The following is a 15,258-nucleotide window of genomic DNA, read 5'->3' on the forward strand; positions in this document are numbered from 1 at the left end:
AAGGGGCGGAAATGATTTTATTAAACAGCAATGCTGAACATATTTTTTGGCTAGGCCGTTATTTAACACGCACACAGTATTTATGCAGCATTTTTCCATTTCAGGAGGACGAGGCTGCCCGTGATTATGCACATGCCTTTTGCCTGCCGGCATTTGATGCCAGTTCTTTGAATGAATTGGTTTTAGACCCGCAGCAGTCCAGCTCCTTTATTTCACAGTTTCAGTATGCGCAGAACAATATTTTAGATTTGCGCGGGGTCCTGTCTGCGCAAGGCTATGCGGAATTGAATAAGCTGATTCAAAATGCAAGTGAAAATGCAGGCTATATCTGTGATGTGGCGGCAGACTGCCAAGAGGTGCTTTCAGCTGAATCGGAGGCGGTCTTCCTGTTTTTCAGTTTAGGGCAATGCGTGGAGGATTTAGACCGTCAATTCCGCCTGAATCAAGATGCACGACTGACAATGGATAAAATTAAGCATCTTGCCGCCGCTTTAACAGCAGTTGGCTGGGATGGCTTGATAGAGGTCTTGTCAGAGTTGGAAACGGCGCCTTGCAGCGTGCAGCTGTATCAATTTAGCGACCACATCCAAACCATGTTTGAGGCGGATGCATGAAGTTAATGGTGAATCACCAAACGCATTATTCCTACAGTGCGCCTGTGCAGAGTAGCATTCAATACATTAAGATGATTCCATCGACGAATACGCATCAGCGCGTGCATCATTGGGATATCAGCATTCCAGGGCAGAAGGGAACTCAGAAGGATGCGTTCAGCAATATTTGGCTGACCAGCTCGCAACGGGAGCCTTATAGCCAAATGACCATCATGGCGCAAGGGCTGGTGGAAATGAATCCAGATAGCCAATTTGGCGCTTTGAATTCGCTGAATCCCCACCTGTTTTTGCAGCCGACAGCAAGCACCTTATGCAATGAGGAAATGAAGCAATTTGCTTTGTCGCATGTGTCCGCGCTTCGGCATGAATGCCTCATCCGCTTAGCGCGCGCGGTACTGGATTATATTCCCTATATGCCGCACACAACGTCGGTCAATACTTCAGCAATTCAGGCATTCAGCTGCAGGCAGGGGGTATGTCAGGATCATAGCCATGTGTTTATTGCAATGTGCAAATATCTAGGATTGCCCGCCCGTTATGTGTCAGGTTATTTGTTTGTGCCTCAGACGATGCATCTGGCAAGTCATGCCTGGGCAGAAGTATTTTTACAGAATGCGTGGTATTGTTTTGATGTCAGTAATCAGCTGTTTACACCCAATTCGCATATTTATGTGGCAATCGGGCGGGATTACTGGGATGTCGCGCCAGTCCGCGGCGTGCGTGAAAAAGGAGGCTTTGAGTCCATGAATTCTATAGTTCAGGTACTCAGCTGTTAGGAAGAAAGGATAGGAAATGACTTATTGCTGTGCATTGCGCTTAAAAGATGGAATGGTGTTTATCAGTGACACCAGAACCAATGCTGGGGTTGACCATATTTCCGTTTTCCGCAAGCTCTATACTTTTGGCATAGAGGGCGAGCGTATGATTGTGATTCAAACCTCTGGAAATTTAGCGACGACACAGGCCGTTATCGGGCACTTGCAAAATCAGCTGGAAACCAAGCAAGAACCGAATTTGTACAGTTTAAATACCATGTTTGAAATTGCAGAACTGGTCGGACACACTTTGCGTAAAGTCATTGCGGATGTCACGTCAGATACCGTGGAACAAAGCAATTACTACTGCAGTCTGCTGGTCGGGGGGCAAATTAAAGGCGCAGTCATGCAGCTGTATAATGTCTATCCGCAAGGGAATTTTATTTCTGCAACCTCAGATACGCCATTCTTTCAAATAGGTGAAAGTAAATATGGCAAACCGATTTTAGACCGGGCGCTGCATTATGATATGCCGATGGATGAGGCTTTGCGCTGCGCTTTGATTTCATTTGATTCAACGCTACGCTCCAATGTATCTGTGGGCTTGCCTTTAGATGCGCTGGTTTATCATAAAGACAGTTTGCATGTGCCGATTGGAAAGCGGATTTATGAAGAAGATCCTTATTTTTCCAATATCAGTAAGCAGTGGTCGGCCTTGCTGAAGCGGGGGCTGCAGGAGCTTCCTGTACCGACAATCGATTATTTTGAATAGTTGATTAGTGAGAAAATTTTAAGCATAAAAAGCCCAAGGATTGGGCTTTTTTATGGAAAGTATGAATTATTTTGTTTTACGCAAAGGGCGTGCACTCAGGCGGCACAGCAATTCATAGCCAATCGTGCCATTGGCTTCAGCAACATCATCCACTAAACGGTTTTTGCCCCAAAGTTCAACTTCAGTGCCCAATTTTAAGTCTAGTCCAGTTGCATCAATCGCAATCATATCCATCGCGACACGGCCAATCACTCGGGTTGGCTGGCCATTGACCGCGACATAGTTTTGTTTTAGAAAGGCGCGCGGATATCCGTCGCCGTAACCAATGGATACAATGGCAAGATCCATCACTTTATCAGCGACGAAAGTGGAACCGTAACCGACAGATTCACCGGCCTGAATGGAATTCAGCGCAATCACTTCGGCAGTAAAGGTCATGACTGGCTTTAAATCTAAGTCATGGACGGATTTGTCTGCAAAAGGCGAAGCGCCGTACAGCATAATGCCAGGGCGGACAAAATCAAAATTCAGTTCAGGCCATTTGTAAATGGCGGCTGAATTGCAGCAAGAGCCCATTACTGGTGCACAGGCTTCTTTAACTTGCAGGAATTGCGCGCGCTGCTGGTCATTTAGAGGATGGTGATCAGCATCGGCATTGGCAAAATGCATGGCTAAAACGCAAGTGAAACCTTCGGCTTTGAGTGAATTAATCACATCAATGATTTCCGGCACTTTAAAGCCAAGGCGGTTCATGCCGCTGTTCAGTTTGACCCAAACTTTCAGCCCTTTGGCAATGTAGGCATCTTTATAAGCGCGAAGCCAATCTAATTGCTGCTGCTGATGCACGATCACTTCAATGCTGTTATCAACTGCGGCTTGCATTTCATCATCAGAAAAAATGCCTTCAATCAGTGTGATGGGCTGCTGATAACCCTGTTCGCGGATTTCGATGGCTTCTTCAAGGCAGGCGACACCAAAGGCGTCGGAATCGGCTAAGGCTGCTAAGCAGTCTTTAACTCCATGTCCATAAGCATTGGCTTTCACCATACTTACGATTTTAGCGGTTGGGGCAAGTTGTTTGACACGGTTTAAATTATACTGCAGTGCTTCACTGTCAATATAAACTGTTGCTTGGCGCACCCTAATTACTCCTGCAGGGTCATGGAAGAAAAAGCGGTGATGAAGAAGACTTATTCTTCATCATCGTATTGAGCATAAAACTCAGGTGAAAGATTGCTGAATTTGGTGTATTGGCCTTCAAAGGCTAGACGGACAGTACCAATCGGGCCGTTACGCTGTTTGCCGATAATGATTTCCGCAGTGCCGGCTTCTTTTGATTCTTTGTTATAAACCTCGTCACGGTAAATGAACATGATCAAATCGGCATCCTGCTCGATTGCGCCGGATTCACGCAAATCCGACATTACGGGGCGCTTATTTGGACGGTTTTCCAGCGCACGGTTAAGCTGGGACAGCGCAATGACAGGGCATTGCATTTCTTTGGCCAATGCCTTGAGGCTTCGAGAAATTTCCGAAATCTCGCCGACACGGTTATCGCCCATGCCAGGCACTTTCATTAATTGCAAGTAGTCGACCATGATGCAGCCCAGCTTGCCGCCGTGCATTTTGGCAATCCGGCGCGCGCGGGAACGCAATTCTGTCGGCGGCAGGGCGGATGAATCGTCAATATACAGGTTTTTTTCCTGCAAATGCACAATGGTGCTGGTCACTTTGGACCATTCATCCGCATCCATTTTGCCGGCACGCAGATGGCCTTGATGAACGCGGCCAAAAGAAGAGATCAAACGCATGGCAATAGAGTCTGCCGGCATTTCCATCGAATAAACCAGTGCGGGCAAATTATTATTAAACAGCACGCTTTCAACCAAATTCATGGCAAAGGTGGTTTTACCCATCGATGGACGGGCAGCGACAATAATCAAGTCACCAGCCTGCATGCCTGAGGTCTTATTATCCAGCTCTACAAAGCCGGTGGTTAAACCGGTGATGCTGCCTTCCATTTGAGACAGTTCATTTAATTTATCAAATACATCAGCGACAACGCTGTTGATGGGTTTTGGGCCTTGCGCTTTCGCGTTATTGTTATGCTGCTCAGCAATGGAAAAAATATTGGTTTCGGCCAGATCTAAAATTTCACTGACTGTGCGGCCTTTGGTGTCGTAGGCATTCTGCAGAATTTCTGAGCTGACTTTAATCATGCTTCTTAAAGTAGAAAATTCTTTAATTTTATTGGCATAGGTTTCTAAGTTGTAGAAACTTGAAGGGGAGTCGGACATCAGCTGCATGAGGTATTCCTCACCGCCAATGGCATCCAGCAGGTTTTGCTTGGTCAGCCAGTCATGCACCAAAACGGCATCATAAGGCGAGCTGTCTTTAGAAAGCTGATCAATCGCGCGGAAGATATATTTATGGCGTGTGGCATAAAAATCATTTTCTGTCAGTACATCGCCGACTTGTTCGAATGACTCAGCAACGGTCATTAAGGCTGCCAATACCGCCTGTTCGATTGCAAGGTTATGCGGAGGCGTGCGGAACTCTTTCAGCTGGCCAGATTCGCTATTTTTGGGTTCCGCTTTTGTGCTGGCAATCGCCTGTGACATATAAATCCCTGATTTTTGATACAGTCAGTGCTTAAATGAAAATGGGGTATGGAAACGTAATTTCAATCATCATTGCAAGGCAAATCATACCCGCTATTGAGGTTGAAATGCGAATAGATATTTTCGCTCAAGCAGAAATGAATGATGAAGCTCAGCATCAAGCTGAACGGTTTTCAATGAAAAATATGCAAAAATTAAAGATAAAAAAAGAGCATGCAAAAGCATGCTCTTTTTTTTGCAGAAAATTACTCAGCTACGATAGTAACGAGAACTTCAGCAGCAACATCATGATGCAATTGGATTACGATGTTGAATTCACCAGTGTTGCGAAGCGCACCATTTGGCAAACGAACTTCTGCGCGGTCTACAGCTAGACCAGCATTAGTTAACGCGTCAGCGATGTCACGAGTACCGATAGAACCGAATAGTTTACCTTCGTCACCAGCTTTCGCAGTGATTACGATGTTAACTTCATCTAATTGGCTAGCACGTGCTTGAGCAGCAGCTAAAACATCAGCTTCAGCTTTCTCAAGTTCAGCGCGGCGAGCTTCAAAAGCAGCAGTGTTAGCTTCAGTAGCGGCTACTGCTTGACCTTGAGGGATAAGGTAGTTGCGGCCGTAACCAGCTTTAACTGAAACTTTATCGCCTAATTTACCAAGGTTTTTAATGCGTTGTAATAAGATAATATCCACAGCTCAACCTCACTTATGATTGTCAGTGTAAGGGATCAAAGACAAGTAGCGAGCTTGTTTGATAGCAAGCGCTAATTGACGTTGGTAACGAGCTTTAGTACCTGTAATACGGCTAGGAACAATCTTGCCGTTTTCAGTGATGTACTGTTTTAAAGTGTCGATATCTTTGTAGTCGATATATGTAACGTTCTCAGCTGTAAAGCGGCAGAACTTGCGACGACGGTAGAAACGTGCCATGTTATGTTCTCCTTATGCTTCAGCAGAGTCTTGAGCTTGTTGTGCTTCTTCACGTTGAGCTTTACGCGCACGTTTTTCTTCAGCACTCTTAGCCAATAGTGACTCTTCAGTGATAGCGTTTTCACGACGGATGATTAAGCTGCGAATGATTGCATCGTTGTAACGGAACAATTCTTCAAGCTCATCAAGCGTAGTTTGACCACATTCAACGTTCATTAAAATGTAGTGCGCTTTATGAATTTTGTTAATTGGGTAAGCCAATTGACGGCGGCCCCAATCTTCAAGACGGTGAATTTGACCTTCAGCATCTTTGATGTGAGAGATATAGCGTTCTACCATACCAACCACTTGATCGCTTTGATCTGGGTGTACTAAAAGTACGATTTCGTAATGACGCATTGTCAGCTCCTTACGGATTATACAGCCCATAACGTAATTATTAAGGGCAAGGAGTCACAACCGGAGTTGTGCCGCAATATTTGCGAAGCGTGAATTTTAGAGCGTTTAGGGTATAAATACAAGGCATTCATTTAAAAAGCCCCCTATTTTTTAATGGTATTTACGGTGTAGATGGGTTGCGTAAAAGAAAAACCACATAGCCTTTAAAATTCGGATCTGCAGAAAAATTAAGCACGGGGTTCCATTCTCCGCGCTGTACTACGCCAATTTTATACGGCAGCTTCAGTTTGGAAATTTTATGCAGATAGGCTTCATAATTCGGGATGGTTGTTGAGCCTTGATAAGTTTGAATGATCATTTCATTAATATTATTGCGGAATAATAGAAGCGTTTTGGCATCCTGCATATTGCTCCAGTCCATCAAGCCGGTGATGCTGAGTTTGTATTTTGCAGGAAGCTGCTGTCTTAATTGAGCTAGAAACAGGGCGTAAGCGTGAAGATTTTGTGTTTTGGCATCAAAATCAATTAGTATGCCTTGAAGATGATTGCCTTTTTTTTCCCATTGCTGAATACGGTTTAAAATTTGTGTAAGCTCTTGACCTTGCCAGTCTAAATGATAATTACGAAAAACCAGCCACACCTTTTGCTGAGGAATTGTTAAGACGCTGACGCCTTGCGGTATAAGCTTAGAGTGATGTGTTTGGGAATCTAAACGGATTTCACCTTGTAAAACATAAATTTCTTTAGCCGCTTTGAGGTAAGGGGCTGATGAAATATTGCCCCAAATCCAAAATGCATCATAGTCTTCGGCATCTACCCGACCAGATGTTGAAGCTGACAGACTCGGCTGACAAGCTATGATGCTCAGCATACAGATCAACGTCATAACAACTGTAAAAATCTGCTTCAACATATACGTCTTACCAGTAATACTTTAAAGATTGTGCCCAAGAGGTACTTGGATAGTCGCGTTTAATGTGGTCGAACCATTGTTTACGGGTGGATTTTTCAACCTCTGCATCCTGACAGTCATTCATCCCGCTTGGTGAATAACACATGATTGAGCGATAAAGCGCATAAGCTTTTAAATCGGGTACAGAACTGGATTTGATGATGTCTTTATACACTTGGCCACGGGCAAAAATTGTACCATGGAAACTGGAAGTTTCTTTTTCTAAAGCGGTGACATAGCTTATGTTGTAGCCTTGAGTCGAGCGTGCGTATTCGCCCAAACAAAGCTGGAGCTTTAAATCTTGAGGTGAATTTTCAAGTTTTCGAGTCAGATTGAATAAGTCAGGGCATTGCATTTGTGGCGTGATTTTTGTTCCTGCCCAAATGAAATCACTAAGGGGCGGTTGATTTTTATAGTTTTGATATGTTTCTGAGTCATATTTATACTTCGCGGCATCTTGTGGCAGTAGTATAAAGGCTTGATTAAACAGTTTAAAGTTTTGATGTACCAATGACTTTTGCAAAGTTTTATATAAAGCTAAATTTTTTTGATCTGTATTTGATGCTTTGCTCTGGACAATTTGCATTAAGCTTTTTTCATTGGCTTCATTTTCAATAAAGCTTTTTTGCAATGAAGCTTGTTTGATTTTAGCATCTGAACTGATAAAGGCGCTGGCATTTTGCTGTTGGGCATAATGTGGATATAGCATCAGCTCAAATAAGCCACGCTGTTCGATGGACTTTGATCGACTCAGCCAACCTTCCCAATACTGCTGCGCATTATGAGTTTGTCCGAGTTTTTCTAAAATACGACCTTTTAACAATATTTGGCTGAGTTGAAGGTAACTATTAATTGAATTAGAGAAATGTTCTGGTAAGTATTTTAAAGCTTCGGCTGGCTTGTTCTGCACAAAGAATAAGTGATTGGCTTGCAGGTATTGGAACAGTTCTGGCTGACTCTTAAATAGTGTTTTTTGAGTGTCGAGTTCAGGCCAGCTTAAGACTTTATCCTCTGTCGATGTTGCCTGACGCATGTGCATTAAATCTGAAATGGCCAGAAAGAAGGGATCTTTTAGATTTTTTGCACTGAATGAGCGGCTTTGAAAAACATGGCGATCCATTTCAAAGGCTAGATTATCGAGCTCTAAATTATAGTATTTGGAATCAGGATGATTGATTTGCCATGCGAGTTCGTTGGTCAGGAGTTCGGTATTTCCGCTTAGCCAATAACAACGACGCAATAAACCGCGTGCGCTTGCCGCATATTTTCCCTCAGGAAAGCGTTTGAAGTAGGCAGTGATATGCTCATAGGTGTTTTTGAGTAAAGTCTGATCTACTTTATTGATTTTTAAGTCGCCATATTCACCGACACCCGACTGATAGCTGTCATTGAGGCTGCTGCGGATCAGCATATATTGCGATGTTTCTTTGATCCAAGGCTGATCAACCGTAGTTAAAACTGAGTAAATTTTAGTGGCTGTGGAAAAGTTACTATTATAAAAGGCAATGGTTGCATTTAAATAAGACGCATACTGACGTGCTTGTATAGACCAGTTCGGATTGACTTGGATAAGGGCAAGATCACGGTCACAGGCCGAGATATTTTGTCTTTCTTGAATCAGTAAATCTTTTTCCGCTTTGCTGAGATTTTTGTCGGCTTTCACCTGCTGGCTAAATTGATCCGCACCATTGTCTAGACTGCTGCAATGTTCTTGGTAGGGTGTTTTTTTATTGTTTGGCTTTAATCGGGCATTCGGTCGTTTATTGGCTGCGCTATTAAACAATGTTTTAGCCGCAAATGGTACATTGCTATATTCAGTTTCCCAAAGCGGACTATCTGGCTGATTAAAATTCAATTTAGCCAATCCCATATCGCTTAGGAGTAGAAGCATATTGGTTTGGTTGTCATTGGCGGGCGTGAGCGCAGGCAAATTGTCACAGGCTGTATAGGCATTGGTTTGAATGTTAGTCGATGGATAGCAAGAAACATCTATACCTGCAAAGCTTGTGGCGCTAAAGCCAAAATTGAGTGGCAGCAGGGTTGCGGCAACTAAAGTTTTAGGCCATTGGAAATAATTTTTCATGATGTGCGCGGTCTTATTATTGTGCGCGCAATCTTAGCAAGTGTTGCTTGTAAATTAAAGAATGTGAAGCGGAAATAAAAAAGATAGAGAGAACTCTATCTTTTTTAAAACAGCGGCAAATGCGGAGCAGGTGAGACGTAACTGAAACTGAAGCTGAAACTTAATGCAGTAATTAAAATGACTGAATATAAGAAATAGCTTTTCGCCCAAACCTGATCGTTTTCAGCTTTAAATCCAATAATTGATAAATACACCCAATATGCGCATAAAGCGTTAAAGGTGATTAAGAAAAACATATTGGTATAGCCAAAACAATACAAACCATTTAACACGGCAGCGAACAGCAAGACATAAATCAAGCTTTCAACTTTCGTGCGGAAAATTGAACGCGCTACAGGCAAAATTGGAATGCCGGCATTTTTATAGTCATCAAAACGGTAGACGGCAATTCCCCATGAATGCGGCATTTGCCAAAGCGCATATGCTAAGAAAATCAGCAGCGCGGCAACATCAAACTCATTTGAAACAGCAGTGTAGCCAATCACAGGAGGGCTTGCTCCAGAAATACTGCCAATCACGGTTTGGTGAATGGAAGTGCGTTTGCTCCAAAGACTATAAAAAATAACATAAACCACAAAACCAAGTACAGCAAAGCCAAAAGCATAGGCATTGACAAAGAACCACAGCAGGGAAAATCCTGCAATTCCAAGCGCAGCAGAAAATGCCAGAGCAACGGAAGAGCTGATGGTTTTTTTGACCAATGCGCGGTTCATCGTCCGTTCCATCTTTTGATCAATATCTTGATCAATGACGTTATTGACGACACAGCCAGAAGCGACAACTAATGTTGTACCAAGCAGGGTGATGAGAAGGAGGAGGAAATCTACAGACCCCTGAGCGGCTAAAAAGAAGCCGCCCAGAGTGGTAACGAAGTTACCAAAGAGAATTCCTGGCTTAGTCAGGAATAAATACTTTTTCAGCATGATGACCAGTTTAGATCATCATGTTGTAGTGCAAGTAGTTCATAATCCAAACAGAACCTACAAGCAGAATAGCAACGGTTAGAATCGTATACACGAATGCAATAACGTTCCAGCGCTGTTCTGATGAAGAGTTCATGTGCAGGAAGTAAATTAACTGCACAAGGATCTGAGCTACAGCTGTAATTGCAATCACAGTAACCAGCAGACCGCGGCCAAATCCGCCAGCCATAACCATACCGAAAGGGATAATGGTTAGAACAACTGACAGGATGAAACCGATAGTATACTGTTTAGTGTTGCCGTGCGCTGCGCCAGCTGAGTTATGATCGTGACTCATTATAGAACTCCCATTAAGTAAACTACGCTGAATACACAGATCCAAACGATGTCTAGGAAGTGCCAGAACAAGCTTAGGCAAGCAAGACGGCGAGTGTTTGGAAGTGTCAAACCATTTTTCTTGATTTGGAACATCAACACAAGCATCCATACCAAACCAGATGTTACGTGAATACCATGCGTACCTACTAGAGTAAAGAACGATGATAAGAACGCGCTGGTGCTTGGACCATAACCTTCGTGTACAAGGTGATTGAACTCATAAAGCTCCATGCCGATGAAGGCAGCACCGAATACCCAAGTAATCGCTAACCAAGTCAGAACTTGGCCAACGTTTTTCTTGTATGCAGCAAGAACAGCAAAGCCGAACGTTACAGAAGAAATCAACAGGGCAAAAGTTTCAGTTAAAACGAAGCTTAAAGATTCGCCAAACAATTCTTTTGCACTTGGAGTTCCCATTGGAACGTGGCTGCTTAATACAGCGAATGCGATGAAGAGTGTACCGAATAGGATCAAGTCACTCATCAAGTAAGTCCAGAAACCAAAGACAGTGATGTCTGTATCATCATGGTGATGATGATCATCGTGTCCGTGGTTGTCGTGATGAAGTACTTCAGCCATCGTCTTAATCCTTCTTCAAGTGTTTTTCAAGGATCGCATAGCGTTCATTTTCGATGCGTTCAACTTCAGCAGCTGGAACATAGTAATCCACTTTCTTGGTGAAAGAAGAAACAATGAAGCTGATGATCGCTGCAACGAAAGTGATCGCCACTAACCACCAAATGTGCCAGATTAAAGCAAAGCCCATAACTGTAATAAACATTGCAATTACAAAGCCCGCAGCACGGTTTGTTGGCATGTGAATGTCTTCATACTTGGTTGGTTTCGCATATGCGATGCCGTTTTCTTTGTCAGTCCAGAAAGTATCAATACCATTGATCTTAGGAACATAAGCAAAGTTATAGAACGGAGCAGGAGACGAAGTAGACCATTCAAGTACACGGCCATCCCATGGGTCACCAGTAAGGTCCATATTGTCATTGCGTTGAAGGAAGCCGACAACGATTTGCATAACAAAACAGAAGATACCGATAGCAACAAGGACAGAACCGAAGAACGCGATTGCCAAGTACGGATCCCATTCAGGGTTGTCATATGTATTCAAACGGCGAGTCATACCCATGAAGCCAAGGATATAAAGCGGCATGAATGCAAAGTAGAAACCGAAGAACCAGAACCAGAACGATGCTTTACCCCAAGCTTCATTCAGCTTCCAGCCGAACATTTTAGGCCAGTAGAAAATGATGCCCGCAAACATTGCGAACACTACACCGCCGATAATTACGTTATGGAAGTGAGCGATAAGGAATAAAGAGTTGTGCACCAGGAAGTCCGCTGGCGGAACTGCCATCAACACGCCTGTTAAACCGCCAATACCGAAAGTCACAAGGAAGCCAAGTGTCCAAAGCATTGGAGTTGTAAAGGTGATGCGGCCCTTGTACATGGTGAATAACCAAGAGAAGATTTTCACACCAGTCGGGATCGCAATGATCATGGTCATGATGCCGAAGAACGCGTTAACGTTGGCGCCAGCACCCATGGTAAAGAAGTGGTGAACCCATACAACGAATGACAATACTGTGATTGCGATAGTTGCATACACCATTGATTTGTAGCCAAACAAAGTTTTGCGGGCAAATGTAGATGTAACTTCTGAGTAAATGCCGAAAGCAGGCAATACAAGAATGTATACTTCTGGGTGGCCCCAAGTCCAAATCAAGTTCACATACAGCATTGGACTTCCGCCCATGTCGTTTGTGAAGAAATGGAAACCGAAGTAACGGTCAAGTGAAAGCATTGCAATAGTTGCAGTCAACACAGGGAAGGCAGCGATGATCAGTACAGCTGTACAAAGTGCAGTCCAAGTGAAAATAGGCATGTCCATAAGCTTCATGCCAGGCGCACGCATTTTAATGATGGTAACAAAGAAGTTAACACCCGTTAAAAGTGTACCTAGGCCAGAAATCTGAAGTGCCCAAATATAGTAGTCCACGCCTACGCCTGGAGAGTATTCAATGCCTGACAGTGGAGGGTAAGCCATCCAGCCTGTCGCAGCGAATTCACCAATTGCAAGAGAGGCCATCATCAAACCTGCAGCGCCAGCAAACAGCCAGAAGCTTAAAGAGTTCAATAATGGGAAGGCTACGTCACGCGCACCGATTTGAAGCGGTACAGCAACGTTCATTAAGCCGACAACCAGACCCATTGCTACGAAGAAAATCATGATCACGCCATGGGCAGTGAAGATTTGGTCGTAATGTTCTGGGTGTAAATAGCCTTCGCCGCCGCCTTTTGCAAGGAACAGCTGAAGACGCATCATGATCGCATCAGCAAAGCCACGCACCAGCATGACAATAGATACGAAGATATACATGATACCGATTTTTTTATGGTCTACAGACGTGAACCATTCAGTCCACAGGTAGTTCCATTTTTTGAAGTAGGTGATACCCGCAAAAACTGCGATACCGCCTAGGACCATCATTGCAACAGTAACCAGCACGATTGGATCGTGTGGAATTGCATCTGGACCTAACTTACCTAATAAGCTCATGTCTTATTCCCCTACAGAAGCAGTCGCATGACCAGCATTTGCATGAGCTTCTGAAGCAGCAGCTTCATGACCGGCAGCTGAATGATCAGCGCCATGGTAGTTGCTCATGTATTTGTTAATCACAGATTCGAACAATTTAGGTTCTACTGAAGAGTAATAAGTCACAGGGTGTGGCTTAGTAGGATAAGGACCTTCTGCTTCAGCTAGAGCAGCTGCTTCTTTTTGCTTGTCAGTTTCAGCGTGTGCAAGCATCGCTTCAATTTGATGCTTAGAGCGGTTGCCATCACGTAAGGTTGCAAATTCAGCTTGGTCTAAAACAGTTTTTTGAACTGCTTCAGGGTTAATTGAAGTACCGTTACCAGCCTTAACTGCATTCACCCATTCAGCGAACTGAGCATCTGTCACAGAGTGAGCGCGGAAGCGCATTTGTGAGAAGCCATAGCCTGAATAGTTAGAAGAGAAACCGCGGTAGCCTTCGGCTGGGCTAGTTTCATTTGCTAAGAAGTTCAGGTGAGTCTGCATACCCGCCATTGCATAAATCTGACCAGACAATGCAGGGATAAAGAACGAGTTCATTGTGAAGTTAGATGTTAAACGAAGGCTAACCGGAGTTTTTTCTGGGAAGCGTAATTCGTTAACAGTCGCAATGTTCTGTTCTGGGTAGATAAAGATCCATTTGAATTGTTCAGCAATAACTTGAACAGTCAAAGGAGCCTTGTCTGACTCGATTGGGCGGTATGGGTCATACTTGTGGGAACCCCACCAAGTTAACCAAGCTAAAATACCAATAATGATTACAGGGATGCCCCATACTACAACTTCAATCGCAGTAGAGTGTGCCCATGTAGGTTTATAGTCTGCATCTTTATTCGACGCGCGATATTTCCAGCCAAACCAAACTGCCATAAGTGCTGATGGAATCACCACTAGAAGCATTAAATAGATCGCAGTCATCATGAGGTCTGATTGACCTTGTGCGACTGGACCTTTTGAGTTTAGAAGTACCATATCACCGCCACACCCAGTCAAGAGTGCAGCCATCGCAGATAAAGACAATACAGCTAAAATTGTTTGTCTCATTTTACAACCTCGGTGAAGAGTCCCATTCCCTAATTAAATTATGGGATAGCGATTATAGTGTCGCATGATTAAGAACTTTTCTTTTAGACATAGAAAATCCTTCTCAATCATGAGACACCGCTACGTTGTAGGGCATTATGCCTCATATCATTCAACTAAGCTATACATAAAGATGCTTTAAATCACTGTTATAAAAACCGATTTTACTGGTCGGAATTGCAGATTTATTATAAGAATTTTATTTTAATTTCAATATGCTGGAAAAAAAGGGATGAAAAAATCATCCCTTTTGAATTTCATTAAATTATTGTTTTATAACCTTGGTTTTAGCGATTCTGTCGTGCAAAGTTTGACGCTTTGCGCCAAGTCCAAAGGCCAGATCAATAATTGCAATGAATAAAAAAACAAAATTCAAGAAAATGAACAGTACGCTGCGCAGTGTAAATGCGCGCATCAGCGAGGTTTTTTCACCGGTTTCGGCATCGACAATCTTAATTTTAGTCAGCTTTTTCCCGATGGATTGCCCTGTTTTTGCAATCAGAAAGGCTTGTACGGCGAGCATAATAAAAATGTATGCGCCCATTGCAATCCAGGCTTGCTGTGAAAACATCTCAATCATTTTGGTTTGCAGTTCTTGCGCCAAAACCGGATTGGCTGCTGTGCCAAACACTGCGTCCATAAATTGAACATTTAATGCATTGAATTGCTGCGCTTCTTCTTTAGAAAAGAAACCAGTCAGAATGTATGTGGCGGGTACCCAAAGCAGTAAATCGGCGATTTTGGCCAAAACACGGCTAGGGATGGAGGCCAGCACCTGCTGAGGAGCCTGTTTTTCAGGACTGCGCATTTGCTGACTGCTTTGAGCAGATGAGTTTTGCTCGCTGGCTGGTGCGATGTAGCCTTCAGGTCGGTATACGGTTTTACCTTGAGTGAGTTCACCTAAAGCTTTCCATTCAGTCATGCCTTGGTGCCAGGCCAGATCTGTCAGTAGAACCTGCTGGTCGGCAAGCATCTGATTGACTTGCTCGAGGCTGTATGGACCGGCTTGTTGATTATTTCGCGCCAAGTAAATTTGCATAAAACTAAAATCTCAAAAACGTATATAAAAAGTATAGATGAA

Annotated in this window: 16 protein-coding genes; 3 read left to right on the top strand and 13 right to left on the bottom strand. The window is 43.6% G+C overall.

Annotated elements, in window-relative coordinates; all coding sequences use genetic code 11:
* The first annotated feature begins 11 nt into the window (after positions 1-11).
* Genes F941_RS06485 through F941_RS06495 form a run of 3 tightly spaced genes read left to right on the top strand, consistent with a single transcriptional unit; the run spans position 12 to position 2,141 of the window.
* Entirely contained in the window at positions 12-614 is a 603-nt protein-coding gene (locus F941_RS06485) for an alpha-E domain-containing protein (protein WP_005009146.1), read from the top strand.
* Positions 611-1,390, top strand: coding sequence for a transglutaminase family protein (locus F941_RS06490; protein ID WP_005009147.1), 780 nt, complete (start codon positions 611-613; stop codon positions 1,388-1,390). The genes F941_RS06485 and F941_RS06490 overlap by 4 nt, the downstream gene beginning before the upstream one ends.
* Positions 1,391-1,406: 16 nt before the next feature.
* A complete protein-coding gene (locus F941_RS06495) occupies positions 1,407-2,141 on the top strand; it encodes a proteasome-type protease (protein WP_005009148.1) in 735 nt (244 codons plus the stop codon).
* Between the two features lie 66 nt (positions 2,142-2,207).
* On the opposite strand, the gene alr is transcribed toward F941_RS06495, so the two are convergent.
* The 13 genes from alr to F941_RS06560 form a co-directional block, all read right to left on the bottom strand.
* Positions 2,208-3,281, bottom strand: coding sequence for an alanine racemase (gene alr, locus F941_RS06500; RefSeq protein WP_005009153.1), 1,074 nt, complete (start codon positions 3,279-3,281; stop codon positions 2,208-2,210).
* Between the two features lie 50 nt (positions 3,282-3,331).
* A complete protein-coding gene (gene dnaB / locus F941_RS06505) occupies positions 3,332-4,762 on the bottom strand; it encodes a replicative DNA helicase (RefSeq protein ID WP_005009155.1) in 1,431 nt (476 codons plus the stop codon).
* 245 nt (positions 4,763-5,007) lie between these two features.
* Complete coding sequence (rplI, locus tag F941_RS06510; RefSeq protein WP_005009157.1) at positions 5,008-5,454, bottom strand: 50S ribosomal protein L9; 447 nt, start codon at positions 5,452-5,454, stop codon at positions 5,008-5,010.
* A 9-nt stretch (positions 5,455-5,463) separates the two neighbouring features.
* Positions 5,464-5,691 (bottom strand): 30S ribosomal protein S18, encoded by a 228-nt coding sequence (gene rpsR, locus F941_RS06515; RefSeq protein WP_004278792.1) that lies wholly within the window; start codon positions 5,689-5,691, stop codon positions 5,464-5,466.
* A 12-nt stretch (positions 5,692-5,703) separates the two neighbouring features.
* On the bottom strand, positions 5,704-6,090 hold the full coding sequence (gene rpsF, locus F941_RS06520; protein WP_005009159.1) for a 30S ribosomal protein S6: 387 nt from the start codon (positions 6,088-6,090) through the stop codon (positions 5,704-5,706).
* A gap of 160 nt (positions 6,091-6,250) precedes the next feature.
* Positions 6,251-7,003 carry a DUF3142 domain-containing protein gene (locus F941_RS06525; protein ID WP_005009160.1) on the bottom strand — a complete coding sequence of 251 codons (753 nt, stop codon included), beginning with the start codon at positions 7,001-7,003 and terminating at the stop codon, positions 6,251-6,253.
* Between the two features lie 7 nt (positions 7,004-7,010).
* Entirely contained in the window at positions 7,011-9,125 is a 2,115-nt protein-coding gene (locus F941_RS06530) for a PA5441 family protein (protein ID WP_005009162.1), read from the bottom strand.
* A gap of 104 nt (positions 9,126-9,229) precedes the next feature.
* Positions 9,230-10,108: a heme o synthase gene (gene cyoE / locus F941_RS06535; protein WP_005009164.1), complete on the bottom strand. Its 879-nt coding sequence runs from the start codon at positions 10,106-10,108 to the stop codon at positions 9,230-9,232.
* 10 nt (positions 10,109-10,118) lie between these two features.
* On the bottom strand, positions 10,119-10,448 hold the full coding sequence (gene cyoD / locus F941_RS06540) for a cytochrome o ubiquinol oxidase subunit IV (protein WP_026253413.1): 330 nt from the start codon (positions 10,446-10,448) through the stop codon (positions 10,119-10,121).
* A complete protein-coding gene (gene cyoC / locus F941_RS06545; protein ID WP_005009168.1) occupies positions 10,445-11,065 on the bottom strand; it encodes a cytochrome o ubiquinol oxidase subunit III in 621 nt (206 codons plus the stop codon). Before cyoC ends, cyoD begins: the two co-directional genes overlap by 4 nt.
* A 4-nt stretch (positions 11,066-11,069) precedes the next feature.
* Positions 11,070-13,058, bottom strand: a complete 1,989-nt coding sequence (gene cyoB / locus F941_RS06550) for a cytochrome o ubiquinol oxidase subunit I (protein WP_005009170.1) — start codon at positions 13,056-13,058, stop codon at positions 11,070-11,072.
* Positions 13,059-13,061: 3 nt separating this feature from the next.
* A complete protein-coding gene (gene cyoA, locus F941_RS06555; RefSeq protein ID WP_005009172.1) occupies positions 13,062-14,138 on the bottom strand; it encodes a ubiquinol oxidase subunit II in 1,077 nt (358 codons plus the stop codon).
* 304 nt (positions 14,139-14,442) lie between these two features.
* On the bottom strand, positions 14,443-15,216 hold the full coding sequence (locus F941_RS06560) for an RDD family protein (protein ID WP_005009173.1): 774 nt from the start codon (positions 15,214-15,216) through the stop codon (positions 14,443-14,445).
* Positions 15,217-15,258 lie beyond the last annotated feature (42 nt).

This window comes from Acinetobacter bouvetii DSM 14964 = CIP 107468, from assembly GCF_000368865.1.
In the GTDB taxonomy this organism is placed as follows: domain Bacteria; phylum Pseudomonadota; class Gammaproteobacteria; order Pseudomonadales; family Moraxellaceae; genus Acinetobacter; species Acinetobacter bouvetii.